The organism is Rhizobium sp. N324 (genome assembly GCF_001664485.1).
In the GTDB taxonomy this organism is placed as follows: domain Bacteria; phylum Pseudomonadota; class Alphaproteobacteria; order Rhizobiales; family Rhizobiaceae; genus Rhizobium.
Genome location: NZ_CP013630.1, coordinates 4,472,340 through 4,486,030, shown reverse-complemented (window position 1 = coordinate 4,486,030; position 13,691 = coordinate 4,472,340). Strand labels below are relative to the sequence as shown.

Genomic DNA, 13,691 nt, shown 5'->3' with positions numbered 1-13,691 from the left:
CGGCGCAATGCTCCGCCGGAGCGATTGAGGTCACTCAAGGCTAGCCTGGGGAAGCGTAGCGCGCGACATAGGCAGCCGTGCGTGCTTCCGTTGGACGGTCAAGCACATCTCCGGCGGTGCCCTGCTCGATGATAAGACCGCCATCGATGAACACGACCCAGTCCGACACTTCTTTCGCAAAGGGCAACTCGTGGGTGACCAGGATCATCGTCATGCCGTCGGCGGCGAGTTCCCGCATGACGCGGAGAACTTCGCCAGTCGATTCAGGATCGAGCGCCGACGTCGGCTCGTCGAACAGCAAAACCGTTGGTTCCAGCGCCAGGGCGCGTGCAATCGCCACACGCTGCTGCTCGCCGCCCGACATCTGCTCCGGATAAGCCATCGCCCGTTTGGCAAGGCCCACTCTGGTCAGAAGTTTCACGGCCCGTTCCACGGCCTGTCTCTCAGCAATCCCGGCCGCTTGCATCTGAGCGAGGATGACGTTCTCGACGGCCGTCAGATGCGGGAACAGATTGAAACGCTGGAACACCATGCCGACGCGTTGCCGAAGCTTCGCAAGGTTGCGGCAGCTTACCTTGCCGTCAGCGAAGATGGTCTCATCGCCGACAGTGATCGTTCCCTGATCGGGTCGCTCGAGCAGATTGACGCAGCGCATCAGGGTGGTCTTTCCTCCACCGCTCTGGCCAATGATGCTGACGATTTTGCCTGTGGCAACCTCGAGATCGACGCGGTCAAGCACCAGGCGCCCATCGAAAGACTTGCGCAATCCGCTAATTTTGACGGCGGGGCGACCGACCGGCTGCGTAGACACGAAGGCAGTTTTGGCAGTGGTGCTCATGGGGCAGACCTCCCCTCGGCGAGATAGGTCCTGGCCAATTTCAGCCGGCGTCGTCTGGCCAATGACAATGGCACACCCGCATGGATCTTGCGCTCGAGCAGAAGCAGACATTGTGACACCGGGTAGCAGATACCGAAATAAACGGCCGAGATCACGAGATACACTTCCAGCGCTCGGAAGGTTTCCGACGCTATCAATTGGGCCTGCGTCATCAGTTCGGCAGCGGAGATCGTCACAAGCAGCGAGGTCGACTTGATCAGGTCGACGAACATGGTGTTCGTACCGGGAAGCGCCAGCCGTACCGCCTGCGGCAGAACGACATGGCTGAAAGTCTTGGCGCGCCCTAACCCGAGCGCTTGAGACGCCTCCTGCTGTCCTCTGTGTACGCCGGCGATAGCTGCCCGAAAGATCTCGGACAGGTAGGCCGCGTAGAAGAGCACCAAGCTCAATACTCCAGCTTCGAAAACCTCCAGCCTGATGCCCACGGAAGGCAGGCCGAAGTAAGTGAGGAAAATGATCGCGAGGAGGGGTACGTTCTTGAAAAGCTCCGTATAGAGCGCCGCAGGGACGCGAACCAGCCGAAGCCGGTTGAGCCTCATCAACGCAAGCGCAAGACCAAGGATCGCCGCGCCGACGAAGCTCGCCATGGTGTAGCCGAGGGTCTTGAGTAGACCCCCGGCAATGTTTCCTACGTAGTCGTCCCAGGGAACCTGGAACATATCGGTGAAGGATGACAACGCCGTCATGCGTCGATCTCACTTCGCGAGGGAAGGCGGGTTCCAGTCGGCCGGACGGTCAACGCCGCGCCGCTGCGCCGCCATCTCGGGCGATGGGACCAGGAACTGCTGGGGATCGCCGCCCCATTTGGTGATCAAAGCCGCAAGGGATCCATCCTTGTACATGCCGTCAATCTGATCGGAAACAGCCTTGGCCAGCTTCGGCGACTGCTTTGGAAGGTAGAATCCGGTCATATAGGCTTGAAAATATTTGTAATCGGGGTGCGCGGCGACCTGTTCGTTCGTCGGCGGCTTCAGATATTCGATGCGAACCTTCATGTCGGGGCGCTGCTGCTGTTGATAGGTGATCAGCAGCGGATCGAGGAAGCCGACGTCGAGGCGCCCGGCAGAAATATCCTGGAACACACTGTCGGCGCTCGGGAACGTATGGGGCGATGCGTCCGGGACCTGCGCGATGGATTTCGCCCAGACATAGCCGGTGACGGTACCGAGATTCTTGCCCTCCAAGCTCGCAACATCCGGAAAGCTCGCCGTGCCGCTCACGGCCATTGCCGGCGGCGAATAATATGGCGGGTCGGTGAACAGGCCGACTTTCTGGCGGGCGTCGGACCATGCGATTCCGCCAATGGTTATATCCGCCCGCTGCGTCTGGACGGAAGCCAGCATGCCCGGAAAGTCGGTGACGTTGATTTCGATCTTGAGACCGAGCTTATCGGCGATGACCGTCAGGATGTCGCTGTCAAGGCCGACAAGCTTCCCATCCTTAACCGCAGTGTAGGGCATGTAAGGCTGCACCGTAACGACGAGCGTGCCCGGCTTCGTCAGTTCCAGATCGTCGGCGGCGGCAGCGGGCGGCACGGCCGTCGCGAAGAGTCCCAAACTCAAGATCGCCAAGGCGACGATCCCATTTGCCTGCGATTTTTTCGTCAATTCAGCATGTTCCATTTGAACCCCTCTTTGTGGTTATATATTGCTGATATATTGAAGATATGCCGGCACTATATGAAGTCAAGCAGATTCGTTGCGCGCTTTTTTCGGCAGAGAAGTGTTTGGCTATGTGGAATGCACAGAGAGAGGAATGCGCTGAATATGTCGGTATTCGAAGCAGATTACGAAGCGGCTGAATCAACGCTGGCGGAGCGGACATACATTCGGCTGCGCGACGACATCATTACGACATTGCTTCCTCCGGGCACGCTTCTGCGGGAGGCCGAGATTATGAAACGCATGGACGTCGGACGCACGCCGGTCCGGGAGGCGCTTCAGCGTCTGCAATATGACGGTTTCGTTGTCGTCAGCGCGCGGCGCGGCACCTTTGTCAGCAAGATCGATATCAATGATCTTACTGCCGTTTATGAGGCACGAGCACGGATCGAATCCTGGGCGACTCGATTGGCTGCGGAAAGGCTGCGCGAGTTCGAGCGGCAAGAAGCGCGGCAACTGATCGACGAACTCAAGCAGACAACCGTTCCGATGGCATTGGAAGACATCCTTGCGCTAGATCGCCGGATTCACCGCTTCATTTACAAAGTGGCGAAAAACTCATTCCTGTTCGACACGCTGGATCACTACCACAATCTGTCGCTGAGAATCCTGTACGTCGCCATGAAACGGTTTCCGACACTGGTACCGCGTCTTGAAGACGTCTTGCATGATCAGGTCCTCATGCTTGAGGCCGTATGCAGAGGCGACGCGGATGAGGCTGAAAGGATCGCAATGGCTCATGTCATGAGCTTCGAGAGCGAGGTCCGAAAGGTAATCTGAACTCGGATCCTGGAATTCGGTGCAGCCTTAGCTCAAGGAAGATATCTCCGGCAAATGAGCCGTCCGAGACAATCGCCTGCCGCGAGTGGACTCGGCATCGACACTTGCCTGAATTCCACATCTTAGCGAGAGGTCGGCGTGAGCCGGCCTCCCGAATGGATGAAACCAGGATCAATCCTTGGCGCGTTCAACGTAGGAATTGTCTTCCGTGGCGATGACGACGCGGGTGCCGGCATTGATGTGCGGCGGCACCGAGGTGCGGATGCCGTTCGACAGCATGGCCGGCTTATAGGAAGAGGATGCCGTCTGGCCCTTGACGACCGGCTCGGTCTCGGTGATTTCGAGCGTGACGTGGCGCGGCAGTTCGAGCGCCAGCGGAATGCCTTCATGGATCGACAGGATGCAGGACATGCCTTCCTGCAGATAGGCCTTCTGATCGCCCATGGTTTCGACATCGACCACGACCTGATCGTAGTTGCCCGGGTTCATGAAGTGGAAGCCTTCGCCGTCTTCATAGAGATACTGGAAGGAGACGTCCTCGACGAAGGCGCGCTCGACCTGTTCGGTGGTGCGCCAGCGTTCGGAGACCTTCACGCCGTCGACGATGCGGCGCATGTCGACCTGGGTGACCGGCGTGCCCTTGCCCGGGTGAAAGTTCTGGGCGGTGAGAACGACGTAGAGCTTGCCGTCGACGTCGAGAACGTTGCCCTTGCGGACCGAAGAGGCGATGACCTTGACCATAAGACTTCCTTGTAACTCGGCTTTCGGCGTCGTAGATGACTGTCGAGACGCTACCCGAAGACGCAAATGTTTTTCTTTGGGGGCGCAACTAACCTAAAATCCGGGAAATAGCCATCCCCATACCGGCTTCTCCGGCGAAGAAAGCTTGGAATGAACTCTTCGGCGAAAGCGTCCCCGTGGTGGACCCCGTCCGTGCATGCCGATCGCCGCCCGTTCCTGATCGGGCGCAATGCGATTCAGGCGGCACTGCGCGGATTTTTTGCGCGCGAGGATTTCATCGAGGTGGATACGGCAGTGCTGCAGGTCTCCCCCGGCAACGAGGCGCATCTGCATGCCTTCGCCACGGAAGCGCTGACGACGGATGGGCAAAAAGCGCCGTTCTATCTGCACACCTCGCCGGAATTCGCCTGCAAGAAGCTGCTTGCGGCGGGCGAGGAACGCATTTCGTGTTTTGCCCATGTCTATCGCAACCGCGAGCGCGGGCCGCTGCACCATCCCGAATTCACCATGCTGGAATGGTATCGGGCCGGGGAAAGCTACGAGAGCCTGATGATGGATTGCGTGCGGATCCTGGCGCTCGCGGCCGAGACGGCAAAGACCGAAAAGCTTGCCTATCGCGGCGGCGAGAGCGATCCTTTCGCCGGCCCGGAGCGGATCGGCGTTGCCGAAGCGTTCGAGCGCCATGCCGGCATCGATCTTCTCGCCTCCGTCGCCGCCGACGGTTCGACCGATCGCGATCAACTGGCCGCCGAGATGAAGCGCGTCGGCATGCGTGTTGCCGAGGACGACGGCTGGGCCGATCTCTTCAGCCGCGTGCTGGTCGAAAAAATCGAGCCGCATCTCGGCTTCGGCCGCATCACCATCCTCGACGAATATCCGGTCTCGGAGGCAGCGCTTGCGCGCTCCTCGGCGCGTGATCCCCGGGTTGCCGAACGCTTCGAGCTCTATGCCTGCGGCGTCGAGCTTGCCAACGGCTTCGGCGAGCTCACCAACGCTGCCGAACAGCGCCGGCGGTTCGAGATCGAGATGGCCGAGAAGGCGCGTGTCTATGGCGAGACCTATCCGCTCGACGAGGATTTCCTCGCCGCCCTATCGCTGATGCCCGAGGCAAGCGGCATCGCGCTCGGCTTCGACCGGCTGGTGATGCTGGCGACCGGGGCCTCGCGCATCGACCAGGTGCTCTGGGCGCCTGTTGCGGAGTATGGACGATGAATGCCGTCAAACCCCTCAAAAGCGTCGACGATCTGGTGATGGCAGGGCTGGTCGCGCCGGCCGATCGCCTGGCGCTGGAGGAGGTTGCCGCGCGCTACGCGATCGCGCTGACGCCTGCCATGACGAGGCTGATCGATCGCGCCGATCCCGATCATCCGATCGCGCGGCAGTTCGTGCCAGATGCCGCCGAACTCACGATTACCCGCGAAGAACGCGCCGATCCGATCGGCGATCAAGCCCATAGCCCGGTCGAAGGCATTGTTCACCGCTATCCCGATCGCGTGCTCTTGAAGGCCGTGCATGTCTGCCCGGTCTATTGCCGTTTCTGCTTTCGCCGCGAAATGGTCGGGCCGCAGGGCCTCGGCACGCTCGATGCGGCGGCGATGCAGGCCGCCTTCGATTATATCAGGGGTCACCAGGAAATCTGGGAGGTCATCCTCACCGGCGGCGATCCGCTGGTGCTGTCGCCGCGCCGCCTCCGCGACATCATGGAGGCGCTGGCGGACATCGCGCATGTGAAGATCGTGCGATTCCACACGCGTGTTCCCGTCGTCGATCCTGGGAAGATCGACGCGGCATTGATCGCCGCGCTGAAGGCGAGCGGCAAGACGGTCTATGTGGCGCTGCATGCCAACCATGTCAAAGAGCTGACGGCCGAAGCGCGCGCCGCCTGCGCCCGTCTTGTCGATGCCGGCATTGCCATGATCAGCCAGTCCGTATTGCTGAAGGGCGTCAACGACGATCCCGACGTGCTCGCCGAACTGATGAAGGCTTTCGTCGAAATCCGCGTCAAACCCTATTACCTGCATCATCCGGATCTTGCGCCCGGTACCGGCCATTTCCGGGTGACCATAGAGGAGGGGCAGCGGATCGTCGCGGCGCTGCGTGGGCGGATTTCCGGGCTCTGCCAGCCGACCTACATCCTCGATATCCCCGGCGGTTACGGCAAGGCGGTCGTCAGCGGCAGCGCCATCCGGGCGATAGGGGAGGGATGTTATTCCGTCTCGGACTACCGGGGCGACGAGCATTCCTATCCGCCGGCCGATTGACGCAAAGCGGCGCTTTCCGTGTCATTTCTGTACTGGCTGCGGCGTAAATTGCGTCGAGTGCCGTTATCAAAACAAGATTAAGTCGCTGATACGGAAGCGATATTATCGCTCCGACCGGAATGATCGGTAAAATTCTAACTGTGAGCCTTAATCATATTTAACGCTATAAATTAGCGGAATTTTCTGTTTTCCGCACTAAAAGAACGCTCATGACAAGGCGATGAACGCCGGTTCGGGATCATGAGAATCTTGGAGTGATGGGATGAATAAGACAATCCGCGACCTCGTAGCCAAATTCGGCAAACTTCCTGCGTCGATCGACCAGGTCGCCGACGATGCCGATCTTTATGCGGCGGGTCTGACGTCCTTTGCCTCCGTGCAGCTGATGCTCGGCATCGAAGAGGCCTTCGACATCGAGTTTCCCGACAATCTCCTGAACCGCAAATCCTTCGCGAGCATCTCGGCCATCGCCAGAACGGTCGATCTCATCCGGGACAGCCGGAAGGTCGCCTGATGAATTTCCCCGTCAAGATCATGCAGGACGGTCTTGTCGCAAGGGTCGCCCGCGTCGCCGAAATCGCCGCCAAACACGCCGATGCCGTCGACGTCGAAGGCCGTTTCCCCCGGGAAGCCGTGGATGCGATGAAGGCCGAGAGGCTGCTCGGCATCCAGGTGCCGCGTCATCTCGGCGGCGAATCCGCCTCGATCACCGAGATTGCCGAATTATGCTCGATGCTCGGTCAAGCCTGCGCCGCAAGCGCCATGGTCTTCGCCATGCATCACATCAAGCTGTCGAGCCTCGTCGAACACGGCGCCGACAGCGAATGGCATCGCGGTTTCATGCGCAGCATCGCCGCCGAACAGCTGCTGATCGCCTCTGCCACCACCGAGGGCGGCATCGGCGGAAACCTGCGCAACAGCATTTGCGCTGTAGAAGTCGATGGCGATGTCTGCCGGCTCGAAAAGGATGCGACCGTCATTTCCTACGGCTCGCATGCCGACGCCATCCTGATCACCTCGCGCGCTCACGCGCAGGCGGCTTCCTCCGATCAGGTGCTGACGGCCTTTCTCAAGGATCAGTACACGCTCGAAAGGACGCACGCGTGGAATACGCTCGGCATGCGCGGCACCTGCTCCGACGGCTTCCTCTTCAAAGGGCAGGCGCCGGCCCATCAGATCCTGCCGAAGCCTTTCGCCGAGATCGCGGCGCAATCCATGCTCGCTTCGTCGCATCTGTTGTGGAGCGGCGTCTGGTACGGCATCGCGGTCGACGCCGTGGCGCGCGCCCAGGCCTTTGTGCGCGCCGCCGCCCGCAAGGCGCCGGATGCCCCGCCGCCGGGAGCGCTCCGCCTCGCCGAGGTTTCCAACCTGCTGCAGATGGTCAAATCCAATGTGGTTGCCGGCCTCAAGGCCTATGAGGATGCCAAGATCGATGTCGACAGGCTGTCCTCGATGGGCTTTGCGGTGGCGATGAACAACGTCAAGATCGCCTCGTCCGAGACGATCCTGGAGATCGTCAACCACGCCATGCTGATCTGCGGCATCATGGGCTACAAGAACGGCACGCCCTTCAGCCTCGGACGCCATCTGCGCGACGCGCATTCCGCGCAGCTGATGATCTCGAACGACCGCATCCTCGGCAATACGTCGAGCATGCTTCTTGTCCACAAGCAGGACACTAGCCTACTGGGGTAACAGTCATGGATATGCAGACCTCGTTTCTCGACCGGCTTTTCGAAGCCGGCCTGCTGATCGATACCGGCATCGACGGGCTCTATGGCCGCAGCGGCCAGTTCGAAGAGGTGATCGCTGCCTTTGAGCGCCTGATCGACAAGGTCGGCGGCGCCGATGGTGCGGAGGCGATGCGCTTTCCGCCCGGCATGAACCGCGCCTTCTTCGAAAAGAGCGGCTACATGAAGAGCTTCCCGCAGCTTGCCGGCACGGTGCACAGCTTCTGCGGCAGCGAACTCGACCATGTCAGCCTGCTGCAATGCATGGAAGTCGGCGAGGACTGGACGAAGGGGCAGGAGGCGACCGACATCGTGCTGACGCCGGCGGCCTGCTATCCGCTCTATCCGACGGTCGCCAAGCGCGGCAATCTGCCGAAGACCGGCGGCCTCTTCGACCTGCAATCCTATTGCTTCCGTCATGAGCCGTCGAAAGATCCGGCCCGCCAGCAGCTGTTCCGCATGCGCGAATATGTCTGCATGGGCACCGAAGAGCATGTCACCGATTTCCGCCAGCGCTGGATGGATCGCGGCGTCGAGATGATGAAGGCCGTCGGCCTCGAGGTGACGATCGATATCGCCAACGATCCGTTCTTCGGCCGCGCCGGCAAGATGCTTGCCAACAATCAGCGCGACCAGAACCTGAAATTCGAGCTGCTGATCCCGATCACCTCGACCGCCAATCCGACCGCCTGCATGAGCTTCAATTATCATCAGGATGCCTTCGGCACGAAATGGGGCCTCAACCTCGAAGATGGTAGCGTCGCGCACACGGCCTGCGTGGGCTTCGGACTGGAGCGCATCGCGCTTGCGCTGTTCCACCATCACGGGCTCGACGTGAAGCAATGGCCGGCCAACGTGCGGAAAGCGCTGTGGGGCTGAGCCGGTCGATGACATCGGTATTTTCGGGAATCGACCCGGAAACCTACCGGGCGCACGCGCTGCATTCCGGCGAGCGCGCCTGGCCGGAAACCAATTGTTATGTCGATCTCTGGATCGAGGTGCTGGCGACATCGGGTGTTGCGCCCGAGGCGATGCTCGGTTTCACTCTGACCCAGGATTTCGAGGGCGACCAGTTCACCTTCTTCAAGGTGCCGCTTGAGGATCTCGAAGCGCTTTACGGCATCCGCGCGACCGAGCTTGCCATTTACGACCGCGTAGAACGCCATGTCGAAGTGCAGATCGCGCGGGGCCGTCTCTGCCTGATCGAAATGGATTCCTTCTACATGCCGGATACGCACGGCACCGCCTATCGGCAGGAGCACGGCAAGACGACGGTTGCGATCAACCGGCTGGACGTTGCGGCCAAGCGCGTCGAGTATTTTCACAATGCCGGTTATTTCCAGCTTGAAGGCGAGGATTTCGACGGTCTGTTCCAGCTGCAGCTGACGGAGAACGACCCGCCGTTCCTTCCCTATACGGAATTTGCGCGGTTCCCGGAAAAGCCCGCTGATGAAGCGCATCTGCGCGCGACCGCGCGGCGGCTTGCCGGCTTTCATTTCACCAGGCGTCCTGGCGAAAATCCGATCCGCGCCTTCGCGGCAGTCTTTCCCCGGCAGGTGGAAGCGGTTGCGGAACGGCCGTTCGGCTTCTTCCACAAATATGCCTTCAACACGCTTCGCCAGGTGGGCGCCAATTTCGAGCTGGCGGCGGATTACCTTGTCTGGCTTTCGCCAGGTGAATTCGCCGCCGCCGCCGAGCATGCCAGACGCATTTCGGACGCGGCGAAATCGGTGCAGTTCCAGCTTGCCCGCGCCATTGCCCGCAGGAAGTTCGAGCCGCTGCAGGCAGCCCTTGATCCGGCCGCCGATGCGTGGGATTTGATGATGGCATCGCTTGCGGAGCGAATCTGAGGCCGGAGATCTGACCATGCGGGGGCGTTTGGCAAGCATCGGTGCCGAGGAAAGCCTGCTTTCCGAAGGCTGGAACCTGATCCTGACGGAGCCGGGCGCCTGCGCCGTGCCGCATGATATTCCGCTCTCCGCCCAGTTCATTCCGGCACCCGTTCCCGGCACCGTTGCCGCAGCACTCGAAAAAGCCGGGCTGTTCGACCGGGAAAATCCAGAGCCGCTGAACACCAGGGATGCCTGGTACCTCTGCCGGCTGTTCGATGCCGAGCCCGGTGAGGCTATCCTGCGGTTCGCAGGGCTTGCCACACTTTGCCATGTCTTCCTCAACGGCCAGGAAATCCTGTTTTCCGAAAGCATGTTCACCGCGCACGAGATCCCGGTGACGCTGACGGGCGGCGACGAGCTGGCGCTCTGCTTTCGCGCACTCGGTCCCCGCCTGTCGGAGCCCGGCCCGCGGGCACGCTGGCGGCCTCAGATGATCACGCCGGCGGGGCTGAAGAATTTCCGCACGACGCTGCTCGGCCATATGCCGGGCTGGTGCCCCGATATCCATGCGGTCGGGCCATGGCGGCCGATTTCGCTGGTGCGGCGCAATCCCGTCTCGATCGACAATGTCTCCATCCGCGCCGTGTTGGACGAGAATGGCGCCGGCCGTCTCAGCGTCTCCCTGCACAGCAATGCCGAGCATCCCAAGATGCTGCTGCACTGCGGCGGCATGGAGCAGCCTTTTGAGAAGATCGGCGACAACCATTACTCTTCTATCCTCAAGCTTTCCGACATCGAGCCCTGGTGGCCGCACACGCATGGCGCTCCGCGTCTCTATGAGCTGACGCTCGTTTCCGACGACGTGGAGTATTCGCTCGGCACGACCGGCTTCCGGCGGATCGAGGTCGAGCGCGGCGCCGACGGCGACGATTTCGCGCTCACTGTCAACGGCGAACGTATCTTCTGCCGCGGCGCGGTGTGGACGACGGCCGATATCGCGCGTCTGCCGGGCGGGCGGGCGGATTATGAACCGTTACTGCGGCTTGCCGCTCAAGCCGGCATGAACATGATCCGCATCGGCGGCACCATGGCCTACGAGACGCCTGATTTCTTTGCGCTCTGCGACGAACTCGGCCTGCTCGTATGGCAGGATTTCATGTTCGCCAATTTCGATTATCCGCGCGCCGACAAGGCGTTTCTCGGCCATGTGCATGCGGAGGTCGAGGAATTCCTGCATGGCGTTCAGGCGTCACCATCGCTGGCAGTGCTCTGCGGCGGCAGCGAAATTCACCAGCAGGCGGCGATGCTGGGTCTCCCCGTCGAATTCTGGAGCGGGCCGGTCACCGATGAGATCATCCCGGCCATCGCTGCGCGCATGCGTCCCGACGTGCCCTATGTCCCGAATTCGCCACATGGCGGGGCGATGCCCTTTTCGCCGAATGCCGGTATCGCCCATTATTACGGTGTCGGCGCCTATATGCGGCCGATTGCCGATGCACGCCGCGCCGATGTGCGTTTTGCCTCCGAAAGCCTTGCCTTCGCGCATGTGCCGCAGCAGAGGACGCTGCACCGCCATCTCGACGTGCCGGCCGTCCACAGCCCGCTCTGGAAGGCCCGCGTGCCGCGCGACCGCAGCGCTTCGTGGGATTTCGAGGATGTTCGCGACTTCTACCTGCAGCTTCTCTACGACCTCGATCCGGCCGGGCTGCGCCGCGAAGATCCGGGCCGCTATCTCGATCTCTCCCGCGCCGTCACCGGCGAGGTGATCGAGGAGACTTTCGCCGAGTGGCGGCGCAAGGGCTCGGCCTGCAACGGTGCGCTCGTCTGGACATTGCAGGACCTGCTGCCCGGCCCCGGCTGGGGGGTGATCGATTCCACCGGCGAGCCGAAGCCGGTCTGGTATGCGATGCGCCGCGCCTTCCGGCCGGTGCAGGCGCTGTTCACCGACGAGGGGACCAACGGTCTCGACGTGCACGTCGTCAACGAGACGGATACAGCGCTCGACGTGGAGCTCGAGGTCGCCTGCCTGCGCGACGGAAAGCAGCAGGTCGTCAGCGGCAGCAGGGCTTTCAAGCTGGCGGCAAGGGATACCGAGCGTCTTGCCGCGACTTCACTGTTCGGCGCCTTTTTCGATACGACCTATGCCTTCCGTTTCGGGCCGCCGGCGCATGATGCCAGTGTTGCCCGCCTGCGTTCGCTGGCCGACGGCGCCATTTTGGCGGAAAGCTTCCACTTTCCGTGCGGACGGGGGAAGGCGCTGCATGATGCCGGCATCGAGGCATCGCTCGCCAGAGACGGCGACGACTGGTTCGTCGATCTCAGGACCGACCGGCTGGCGCAATCGGTGCATATCGATGTCGAAGGCTACCGGCCTGACGACGACTGGTTCCATCTGGCGCCCGGCGCGATGCGGCGCGTGAAACTCCACGCGCTCTCTGGCACCGAGAGCGATCTTCCGCCCGCAGGCGAAATCAGAAGCCTCGGCAGTTCGCATCGTGTCGTGTTCTCGGGTTGAAGCTCCCCGCGAAAAATGATGCCCATCCATTGAGAAAGACCGTGATTTGAGAACGACATACCGCTTTTTGCGCGCCCATGTCCTGCAACGGCTGATCCCGCGGTCGCGTCTTGCCTTCAATCCCCGCAGGCCGGTGGAAATCGTCGGCTATCTCTCGATGGCTGTCGGCGTCGGTGAGTCGGCAAGGCTCTGTGCCGGCGCGCTCTCCGAAGCAGGAAGGGCGATTTCGCTCTCCGATGTCAGCACCCATCCAGACGAGACGTCCTTCGCCGGATGGACGTCGTCGCGTCTTTCCGCCGAGGCGCCGGGAAGCCGGATCTGGCACCTCAATCCGCCGATGCTGCCGCGCGCCATCCTGAAGAAGGGTGTCGCGAATTTCACGCGCGCCTTCAATATCGGCTATTTCGCCTGGGAGCTGGAAGTCGTGCCGGCGGAGTGGCGCCATGCAATGCATTATATGAACGCCGTCTTCGTGCCGTCGGAATTCACCCGGCGGGCGATTGCGCCGCTCACCAGGGCGCCGGTCATCGTCGTTCCGCATCCGGTGACCGGGGCCCCGGCGACCGATGGCATGCGGGAAAAGTTCGGCATCGAGAAGGACGCCTTTCTCGTCAGCTTCATCTTCAGCGCCGGCTCCTCGATCAACCGGAAGAATCCGCAGGCCGTCATCGAGGCTTTCAGGATATTCGCCGCCGAAGCCCCAAGCGCCTTCCTGCTGATGAAGGCCAGCGGCGATGTGAACAAGGATGAAGGCCTGCGTGAACTGGTTGCTTCGGTCGCAGGCGACGCCCGGATCAGGATCGTCACCGACAGGCTGTCGAACGCCGATATCAACGGCCTCATCCGGTCGTCCGACGCCTATCTTTCGCTGCATCGTTCCGAGGGTTTCGGGCTGACGGTGGCCGAGGCGATCATGCAGGGCACGCCGGTTATCTCCACCGCCTGGTCGGGCACGGCGGATTTCTGCGACCCTGAGAATACATGGCAGGTCGGATCTTCCCTCATTCCGGTCGTCGATACTCATCCCGAATTTGCCGGGCTTGCGGGCGCGGTCTGGGCGGATCCTTCCCCGGCAGTTGCGGCGGCGCATCTGCGCGACATCTTTCGCGCGCCCGAGCGGGCGCTTGAGAAGGCGGAGAAAGCCCGGGAATTCCTGCTGCGTTATCTCGCCGAGAATAGCTACGAGAAGGCGCTTCAGGCGCTGGCGGCGATGCAGGCGAGCTAAGGTGAGGTCGCCACTCCGCTTTATTTTAACATTTTCGCAGTAGAGATG

13 protein-coding genes are annotated in these 13,691 nt (G+C 61.5%); 9 read left to right on the top strand and 4 right to left on the bottom strand.

From position 1 onward, the window contains the following. Window positions 1–40 precede the first annotated feature (40 nt). The 3 genes from AMK05_RS21605 to AMK05_RS21595 are packed head-to-tail and all read right to left on the bottom strand — an operon-like array spanning window position 41 to window position 2,520. The gene (locus AMK05_RS21605; protein ID WP_064841074.1) at window positions 41–838 is read right to left on the bottom strand and encodes an amino acid ABC transporter ATP-binding protein; all 798 of its coding nucleotides are present in this window, start codon (window positions 836–838) and stop codon (window positions 41–43) included. Next, on the bottom strand, window positions 835–1,584 hold the full coding sequence (locus AMK05_RS21600) for an amino acid ABC transporter permease (protein ID WP_064841073.1): 750 nt from the start codon (window positions 1,582–1,584) through the stop codon (window positions 835–837). The genes AMK05_RS21605 and AMK05_RS21600 overlap by 4 nt, the downstream gene beginning before the upstream one ends. Before the next feature lie 9 nt (window positions 1,585–1,593). Continuing rightward, a complete protein-coding gene (locus AMK05_RS21595) occupies window positions 1,594–2,520 on the bottom strand; it encodes a substrate-binding periplasmic protein (protein ID WP_064841072.1) in 927 nt (308 codons plus the stop codon). Window positions 2,521–2,664: 144 nt separating this feature from the next. On the opposite strand from AMK05_RS21595, the gene AMK05_RS21590 reads away from it, so the two are divergent. Next, the gene (locus AMK05_RS21590) at window positions 2,665–3,339 is read left to right on the top strand and encodes a GntR family transcriptional regulator (RefSeq protein WP_064841071.1); all 675 of its coding nucleotides are present in this window, start codon (window positions 2,665–2,667) and stop codon (window positions 3,337–3,339) included. Between the two features lie 171 nt (window positions 3,340–3,510). Here the strand turns inward: AMK05_RS21590 and efp are convergent, their stop codons facing one another. Continuing rightward, window positions 3,511–4,080, bottom strand: coding sequence for an elongation factor P (gene efp, locus AMK05_RS21585; RefSeq protein ID WP_049733346.1), 570 nt, complete (start codon window positions 4,078–4,080; stop codon window positions 3,511–3,513). A 150-nt stretch (window positions 4,081–4,230) separates the two neighbouring features. Between efp and epmA the strand changes: the two genes are divergently transcribed. The 8 genes from epmA (at window position 4,231) to AMK05_RS21545 (ending at window position 13,643) form a co-directional block, all read left to right on the top strand. Continuing rightward, window positions 4,231–5,292: an EF-P lysine aminoacylase EpmA gene (epmA, locus tag AMK05_RS21580; RefSeq protein WP_064841070.1), complete on the top strand. Its 1,062-nt coding sequence runs from the start codon at window positions 4,231–4,233 to the stop codon at window positions 5,290–5,292. After that, complete coding sequence (locus AMK05_RS21575; RefSeq protein ID WP_064841069.1) at window positions 5,289–6,341, top strand: lysine-2,3-aminomutase-like protein; 1,053 nt, start codon at window positions 5,289–5,291, stop codon at window positions 6,339–6,341. The genes epmA and AMK05_RS21575 overlap by 4 nt, the downstream gene beginning before the upstream one ends. Before the next feature lie 262 nt (window positions 6,342–6,603). Then, a complete protein-coding gene (locus AMK05_RS21570; protein WP_012559298.1) occupies window positions 6,604–6,855 on the top strand; it encodes an acyl carrier protein in 252 nt (83 codons plus the stop codon). Beyond that, entirely contained in the window at window positions 6,855–8,036 is a 1,182-nt protein-coding gene (locus tag AMK05_RS21565) for an acyl-CoA dehydrogenase family protein (RefSeq protein WP_064841068.1), read from the top strand. The genes AMK05_RS21570 and AMK05_RS21565 overlap by 1 nt, the downstream gene beginning before the upstream one ends. A gap of 5 nt (window positions 8,037–8,041) precedes the next feature. Then, window positions 8,042–8,950, top strand: coding sequence for an amino acid--[acyl-carrier-protein] ligase (locus tag AMK05_RS21560; RefSeq protein WP_064841067.1), 909 nt, complete (start codon window positions 8,042–8,044; stop codon window positions 8,948–8,950). After that, the gene (locus AMK05_RS21555) at window positions 8,941–9,921 is read left to right on the top strand and encodes a DUF1839 family protein (RefSeq protein ID WP_171899840.1); all 981 of its coding nucleotides are present in this window, start codon (window positions 8,941–8,943) and stop codon (window positions 9,919–9,921) included. Before AMK05_RS21560 ends, AMK05_RS21555 begins: the two co-directional genes overlap by 10 nt. A 16-nt stretch (window positions 9,922–9,937) precedes the next feature. Then, complete coding sequence (locus tag AMK05_RS21550) at window positions 9,938–12,418, top strand: glycoside hydrolase family 2 protein (protein WP_064841066.1); 2,481 nt, start codon at window positions 9,938–9,940, stop codon at window positions 12,416–12,418. A 46-nt stretch (window positions 12,419–12,464) separates the two neighbouring features. Next, on the top strand, window positions 12,465–13,643 hold the full coding sequence (locus tag AMK05_RS21545; RefSeq protein ID WP_064841065.1) for a glycosyltransferase family 4 protein: 1,179 nt from the start codon (window positions 12,465–12,467) through the stop codon (window positions 13,641–13,643). Window positions 13,644–13,691 lie beyond the last annotated feature (48 nt).

Coding starts and splice junctions, on each gene's coding strand:
- efp (WP_049733346.1), bottom strand. CDS start 4,080: ATGGTCAAGGTCATCGCCTCTTCGGTCCGCAAGGGCAACGTTCTCGAC.
- AMK05_RS21595 (WP_064841072.1), bottom strand. CDS start 2,520: ATGGAACATGCTGAATTGACGAAAAAATCGCAGGCAAATGGGATCGTC.
- AMK05_RS21575 (WP_064841069.1), top strand. CDS start 5,289: ATGAATGCCGTCAAACCCCTCAAAAGCGTCGACGATCTGGTGATGGCA.
- epmA (WP_064841070.1), top strand. CDS start 4,231: ATGAACTCTTCGGCGAAAGCGTCCCCGTGGTGGACCCCGTCCGTGCAT.
- AMK05_RS21600 (WP_064841073.1), bottom strand. CDS start 1,584: ATGACGGCGTTGTCATCCTTCACCGATATGTTCCAGGTTCCCTGGGAC.
- AMK05_RS21590 (WP_064841071.1), top strand. CDS start 2,665: ATGTCGGTATTCGAAGCAGATTACGAAGCGGCTGAATCAACGCTGGCG.
- AMK05_RS21560 (WP_064841067.1), top strand. CDS start 8,042: ATGGATATGCAGACCTCGTTTCTCGACCGGCTTTTCGAAGCCGGCCTG.
- AMK05_RS21565 (WP_064841068.1), top strand. CDS start 6,855: ATGAATTTCCCCGTCAAGATCATGCAGGACGGTCTTGTCGCAAGGGTC.
- AMK05_RS21550 (WP_064841066.1), top strand. CDS start 9,938: ATGCGGGGGCGTTTGGCAAGCATCGGTGCCGAGGAAAGCCTGCTTTCC.
- AMK05_RS21605 (WP_064841074.1), bottom strand. CDS start 838: ATGAGCACCACTGCCAAAACTGCCTTCGTGTCTACGCAGCCGGTCGGT.
- AMK05_RS21570 (WP_012559298.1), top strand. CDS start 6,604: ATGAATAAGACAATCCGCGACCTCGTAGCCAAATTCGGCAAACTTCCT.